This window comes from Achromobacter sp. (genome assembly GCF_057314935.1).
The window spans coordinates 1-6,017 of record NZ_DBHKZA010000105.1; the positions used below are offsets into that span (position 1 = coordinate 1).

The following is a 6,017-nucleotide window of genomic DNA, read 5'->3' on the forward strand; positions in this document are numbered from 1 at the left end:
TTTTTGCTTTCCAGGCTTCAGGCGTGCGCCTCGATATGCGCCGCGATGGCGCGGCCGATGTCTTCGGTGCGGGCGGTGCCGCCCAGGTCGGGCGTGCGCGGGCCGTCTTTCAGGCAATGCTCGATGGCGGCCAGGATGGCGTCGTGCGCGTCCTGGCTGCCCAGGAACTGCAGCATCAGCGCGCCGGACCAGATCATGGCGATCGGGTTGGCGATGCCTTGGCCATAGATGTCCGGCGCCGAACCGTGAACCGGTTCGAACAGCGACGGGAATTTGCGTTCCGGGTTCAGGTTGGCGGACGGCGCGATGCCGATGGTGCCGGTGCACGCGGGGCCCAGGTCCGACAGGATGTCGCCGAACAGGTTGGACGCCACCACCACGTCGAAGCGCTGCGGTTGCAGCACGAAGCGCGCCGCCAGGATGTCGATGTGCTGCTTGTCGGTCTTGACGTCCGGGTAGTGCTGGCCCATGGCATCGGCGCGTTCGTCCCACCACGGCATGCTGATGGCGATGCCATTGCTCTTGGTGGCCACCGTCAGTTGCTTGCGTTCACGCCGGTTGGCCAGCTCGAACGCGTAGCGCATGACGCGATCGGTGCCGTGGCGCGTGAAGACGGATTCCTGGATGACGATTTCGCGGTCGGTGTCGGCGAAGAGGCGGCCGCCCAGATTGGTGTATTCGCCTTCGGTGTTCTCCCGCACGATGAAGAAATCGATGTCGCCTGCGCGCCGGCCGGCCAGCGGGCAGGGCACGCCGTCGAACAGCCGGACATGGCGCAGGTTGATGTACTGGTCGAATTCGCGCCGGAACTTCAGCAGCGAGCCCCACAGCGAGATGTGGTCGGGCACGGTCGCGGGCCAGCCCACGGCGCCGAAGAAGATGGCGTCGTAGCCTTGCAGCTGCGCCTTCCAGTCGGCCGGCATCATCTCGCCGTGTTCTGCGTAGTACGCGCAGTTGGCCCAGGGGAAGGTGTCGATCTGCAGGGCCAGGCCGAACCGCTTGGCGGCGGCGTCGACGGCGCGCAGGCCTTCGGGCATGACTTCATTGCCGATGCCGTCGCCGGCGATGGCTGCGATTTTGAAAACTTGGGACATGGGGAGCATTGCCTGAGTGAGGGAAACAAGACGGGCCATGGTAGGCGTGGGCGCCAGGCATTTACAATGGACCGTACTGTGAATTTACTGTGCACATATCGTGAATAATGACCTGTTGCCCGCTGACCTGCGTGTCTTCAACGCCGTGGTGCGCGCGTCCAGCTTTTCCAAGGCGGCCGAAGGCCTGGGCATGTCGCCCGCCTACATCACCAAGCGCATCCGACTGATGGAGGAAAGCCTGGGCACCAAGCTGTTCCACCGCACCACGCGGCGCGTGGTCATCAGCGAGGCCGGCGAACGGGTCTATCACTGGGCGCAGCGGGTGCTGGACGACATGGACCATCTGGTCGAAGAGGTCAGCGTCACGCGGCGCGAACCGCGCGGCCTGTTGCGCGTATGCAGCAGTTTCGGCTTCGGCAGGCGGGTGGTGGCGCCGGCGCTGTCGGCGTTCGTCGGCCAGCATCCCGCCATGCAAGTGCGATTTGACGTTGCCGACCGCTTGATCGACGTGGCGGCGGAAGGCTACGACCTGGATGTGCGGGTCGGCGACGATATCGCCCCGCATGTGATCGCCCGCAAGATCGCCAACAACCACCGCGTGCTGTGCGCGGCTCCCGCCTACCTGGCAGAACGCGGCGTGCCGCGCACGCTGGCCGAGCTGCCGTCGCACGATTGCCTGGTCATCAAAGAGCGCGACCACCCCTTCGGCGTGTGGCGGGTGCATCGCGGACGCCAGGTGCACACGGTGAAGGTGCGCGGCCCCTTGTCCGCCAACAACGGCGAAATGGTGGTGCAGTGGGCGGTGGACGGCCGGGGCATCATCCTGCGTTCGATGTGGGATGTGGGACCGCTGATCGCCCAGGGCAAGCTCGCGCAGGTGCTGCCGCAGTACCGGCAGGAAGCGAACGTGTGGGCGGTGTATCCCACTCGCTTGAACGCGTCGGCCAAGGTCCGCGTGTGCGTGGACTTCCTGGAAGCGCATCTGCGCGCCCAGGCGCCGCTGGACTGAACCGCGCCCGTCAACTGATCCGCTGGTTGCGGCATATCAAGCCGGCTTCGCATCCCGCGCGCGCCCGCGGCGGCGGTTGACGCGCCGCAAGGCCGGGCGCTATCCCTCCCGATGTAATAACCATAAATAAGTGGTGGTTATTCAACAGGAGAAAGCACATGAGAAAGCAGAGCGCGTTGCTGGCGGCGGGCGTGGTCCTTGGGCTGTGGACGAGCCACGCGATGGGCACCCCCCGGCAGGAGCCGATTTCCCCGATCGAGGCGGCCGTGGTGCAGGACCCCGCGAAGGTGGAGCTGGGCAAGAAGCTGTTCTTCGACCCGCGCCTGTCGCGCTCGGGTGCGATCTCCTGTAATTCCTGCCATAACCTGGGCATGGGGGGCTCAGACAACCTGAAGGCGTCGATCGGCCACAAGTGGCAACAGGGATCAATCAATTCGCCTACGGTGCTCAATTCCAGCCTGAACATCGCGCAGTTCTGGGACGGCCGCGCGAAGGATCTGCGCGAGCAGGCCGGCGGCCCGATCGCCAACCCGATGGAAATGGCGTCCTCGCACGAATTGGCCGTGCAGGTGCTGAATTCGATTCCGGGCTACCGCGCCGAGTTCAAGCAGGTATTCGGCAAGGACGGCATCACGATCGACGAGGTGACTGGCGCACTGGCCGCCTTCGAGGAAACGCTGGTGACGCCGAATTCGCGTTTCGACCAGTGGTTGAAGGGGGACGACCGCGCCCTGACGGTCAAGGAACTGGCCGGCTACACGCTCTTCAAGAACAGCGGCTGTGTCGCCTGCCACAACGGCGTGGCGGTGGGCGGCAATTCGTTCCAGAAGATGGGGCTGATCGAGCCCTACAAGACCGACAACAAGGCCGAGGGCCGCGCCGGCGTGACGGGCAAGGACGCCGACCGCTTCAACTTCAAGGTCCCGACGCTGCGCAACGTGGCGTTGACCTATCCGTACTTCCATGACGGCGAGGCCGCCACGCTGACGCAAGCCGTGGATGTGATGGGCCGGCTGCAACTGGGCCGCAAGTTCACGCCGGAAGAGAACGCGGACATCGTCGCGTTCCTGAAGACGTTGACCGGCGACCAGCCGGTGATCCAGTATCCGGTGCTGCCGCCATCCGAAGACGGCACGCCCCGGCCCGAACCCTTCATGAAGTAGGGCGGGCGGGGCCCGGCGCGCTTACTGGCGGACGGTGCGTACGTCCGCCGGGGGCGCGGTTTCGAAATTGCTGCGCCACGGGTTGATATCCAGCCCGCCGCGGCGCGTGTAGCGCGCATAGACCGTCAATTGCTCGGGCGCGCAAGCCTGCATGATGTCGCTGAAGATGCGTTCGACGCAGTGCTCGTGGAATTCCGCGTGCTGGCGGAACGACACGACATAGCGCAGCAGCGATTCGCGGTCGATGGGCGCGCCGCGGTAGCGGATCTGCACACTGGCCCAGTCAGGCTGCCCGGTGACCGGGCAGTTGGACTTCAGCAGGCGCGAAGCCAGCGTTTCTTCGACCACGTCCCCGGGGCGGGTGCGCAGCACTTGCGGCGCCGGTTCGTAGGTATCGATCTCGATATCCAGCTTGTCGATATAGATGCCGTCCATCTCCCCCATGCGCAATTCGGAAAAGCGCTGCGGCAGGAAGAAGTCCAGGCCCACAGGCGCGCCGGCGGCGGCGCTCAGGTCGCGTTCGAGGCGGCCCCGCAGCGCGGCCGAATTGACCAGGCGGGTCTGATTGAACGAGTTCAGGTAGAGCTTGAACGACTTGGACTCGATGATGTTGGGGCTGTCGGCCGGCACCGAGAAGGTGGCCATGGCGACGCGCGGCTTGCCTTTGGCGTCCAGCCATGAGAGTTCGTAGGCATTCCACAGGTCCACGCCCGTGAAGGGCAGGTTGCCGGCGTTCAGATTGAGCGCCGCGCGGTTGTGCGAACGCGCGATGGGGAAAAGCAGCGAAGGATCGTATTGCGAGGCGTAGGCCACGCTCTGGCCCAGCGGGCCGTGAGACAGGGTCATGGCGGAATCAGGGAATCAGCGGGAATGGGGGCATTGTAGGCGGTCCGAAAAGCAGCGATTTTTCGTATTGTGAAATGTAAGTCCCGTCATGTGAAAGTTCCTGCTGCTGTGCAACGAGTGCCCATTTCACAAATGACAATATCGTTCCATAATGCGAAACGTTGAATATAAGTTGATGATTTTAAACAAAAACATTTTTCATCTTCTATAAGACACAAGCCCTCATTGCTCCGCAGCACAGGCATAGACTTTGTCCAACGATTCACGCAATGCAAGACGCGAATCTTTTGAAGTCTTCTCATCACTGACCAGGAGCATCACCATGAGCACTCGCGAAACCGAAATCCGCAATTTGCAGAAAGACTGGGCCGAAAACTCCCGCTGGCAGGGCATCAAGCGCGACTACAGCGCCGAAGATGTCATCCGCCTGCGCGGCTCGATCAGCGTGCAGCACACGCTGGCCCAGCGTGGCGCCGCCCGTCTGTGGGAACAACTGCATAGCGAGCCTTTCGTGAATTCGCTGGGCGCCCTGACCGGCAACCAGGCCATGCAGCAGGTCAAGGCCGGCCTGAAGGCGATCTACCTGTCGGGCTGGCAGGTCGCCGGCGACGCCAACCTGGCCGGCGAAATGTATCCCGACCAGTCGCTGTACCCCGCGAACTCGGTGCCGCAAGTGGTCCGCCGCATCAACAACTCGCTTGCCCGTTGCGACCAGATCCAATGGATGGAAGGCAAGAACCCGGGCGACGAAGGTTACATCGACTACTTCGCGCCCATCGTGGCAGACGCCGAAGCCGGTTTCGGCGGCGTGCTGAACGCCTTTGAACTGATGAAGTCCATGATCGACGCCGGCGCGGCGGGCGTGCACTTCGAAGACCAGTTGGCGTCGGTGAAGAAGTGCGGCCACATGGGCGGCAAGGTGCTGGTGCCCACCCGCGAGGCCGTGGCCAAGCTGGTGTCGGCCCGCCTGGCGGCAGACACGATGGGCACGCCCACGCTGCTGCTGGCCCGTACCGACGCCGATGCGGCGGATCTGGTCACCAGCGACGTGGACGACAACGACCGCCCGTTCATCACCGGCGAACGTACGGTCGAGGGCTTCTTCCGCACCAAGGCCGGCATCGACCAGGCGATTTCGCGCGGTTTGGCCTATGCGCCTTACGCCGATTTGATCTGGTGCGAAACGTCCACGCCCAACCTGGAATACGCCCGCAAGTTCGCGGACGCCATCCATCGCCAATTCCCGGGCAAGCTGCTGGCGTACAACTGCTCGCCGTCGTTCAACTGGAAGAAGAACCTGGATGACGCGACGATCGCCAAGTTCCAGCGTGAACTGGGCGCCATGGGCTACAAGTTCCAGTTCATCACGCTGGCGGGCTTCCACTCGCTGAACTATGGCATGTTCGAACTGGCCCACGGCTATGCGCGCCGCCAGATGAGCGCCTTCGTGGAACTGCAGCAGAAGGAATTCGCCGCCGCCGAACTGGGCTTTACCGCCGTGAAGCACCAGCGCGAAGTGGGCACCGGTTACTTCGACGCCGTGACGCAGACGATCGAAGGCGGCCAGTCCTCGACCACTGCGCTGACCGGCTCGACGGAAGAGGCCCAGTTCGAACACGGCAAGGCGCAGAAGGCGGCCTGAGCGCTTGATTAGGAATTTGCAGTTGCAGTTGTAGGTGCTGTTGTAGGGTGGATTCAGGGTGCCTTCGGGCACCCTTTTTTTTCGCCCCGACGCTTGCCCTGGCCGCTACAGGTCGAAGAACACGGAATAGACCAGCCGTTCTTCCACGAGTCGCCGCTGCCGCAGCGTGCCACCACGCCTTTCGGCAACCGCGTTGTCGGTGTAATAGCGTTCATATTCGCGCACCGCGATCCGCGCCGCTTTGCCGCCCGGATCGGGAATCG

The 6,017-nt window shown here is 63.8% G+C and carries 5 protein-coding genes; 3 read left to right on the forward strand and 2 right to left on the reverse strand.

Annotation, left to right across the window (positions count from 1 at the left end):
- Positions 1 to 17: 17 nt before the first annotated feature.
- Positions 18 to 1,094, reverse strand: a complete 1,077-nt coding sequence (locus ACO6D5_RS26665; protein WP_315844994.1) for a tartrate dehydrogenase — start codon at positions 1,092 to 1,094, stop codon at positions 18 to 20.
- Between the two features lie 100 nt (positions 1,095 to 1,194).
- On the opposite strand from ACO6D5_RS26665, the gene ACO6D5_RS26670 reads away from it, so the two are divergent.
- Positions 1,195 to 2,103, forward strand: coding sequence for a LysR substrate-binding domain-containing protein (locus tag ACO6D5_RS26670; protein ID WP_485827046.1), 909 nt, complete (start codon positions 1,195 to 1,197; stop codon positions 2,101 to 2,103).
- Between the two features lie 158 nt (positions 2,104 to 2,261).
- Positions 2,262 to 3,266, forward strand: coding sequence for a cytochrome-c peroxidase (locus tag ACO6D5_RS26675; RefSeq protein ID WP_485827047.1), 1,005 nt, complete (start codon positions 2,262 to 2,264; stop codon positions 3,264 to 3,266).
- Positions 3,267 to 3,287: 21 nt separating this feature from the next.
- Here the strand turns inward: ACO6D5_RS26675 and queF are convergent, their stop codons facing one another.
- Positions 3,288 to 4,112: an NADPH-dependent 7-cyano-7-deazaguanine reductase QueF gene (gene queF / locus ACO6D5_RS26680; RefSeq protein WP_006225679.1), complete on the reverse strand. Its 825-nt coding sequence runs from the start codon at positions 4,110 to 4,112 to the stop codon at positions 3,288 to 3,290.
- A gap of 322 nt (positions 4,113 to 4,434) precedes the next feature.
- Between queF and aceA the strand changes: the two genes are divergently transcribed.
- Entirely contained in the window at positions 4,435 to 5,754 is a 1,320-nt protein-coding gene (gene aceA, locus ACO6D5_RS26685; RefSeq protein WP_485827048.1) for an isocitrate lyase, read from the forward strand.
- Positions 5,755 to 6,017 lie beyond the last annotated feature (263 nt).

Coding starts and splice junctions, on each gene's coding strand:
- ACO6D5_RS26675 (WP_485827047.1), top strand. CDS start 2,262: ATGAGAAAGCAGAGCGCGTTGCTGGCGGCGGGCGTGGTCCTTGGGCTG.
- aceA (WP_485827048.1), top strand. CDS start 4,435: ATGAGCACTCGCGAAACCGAAATCCGCAATTTGCAGAAAGACTGGGCC.
- queF (WP_006225679.1), bottom strand. CDS start 4,112: ATGACCCTGTCTCACGGCCCGCTGGGCCAGAGCGTGGCCTACGCCTCG.
- ACO6D5_RS26665 (WP_315844994.1), bottom strand. CDS start 1,094: ATGTCCCAAGTTTTCAAAATCGCAGCCATCGCCGGCGACGGCATCGGC.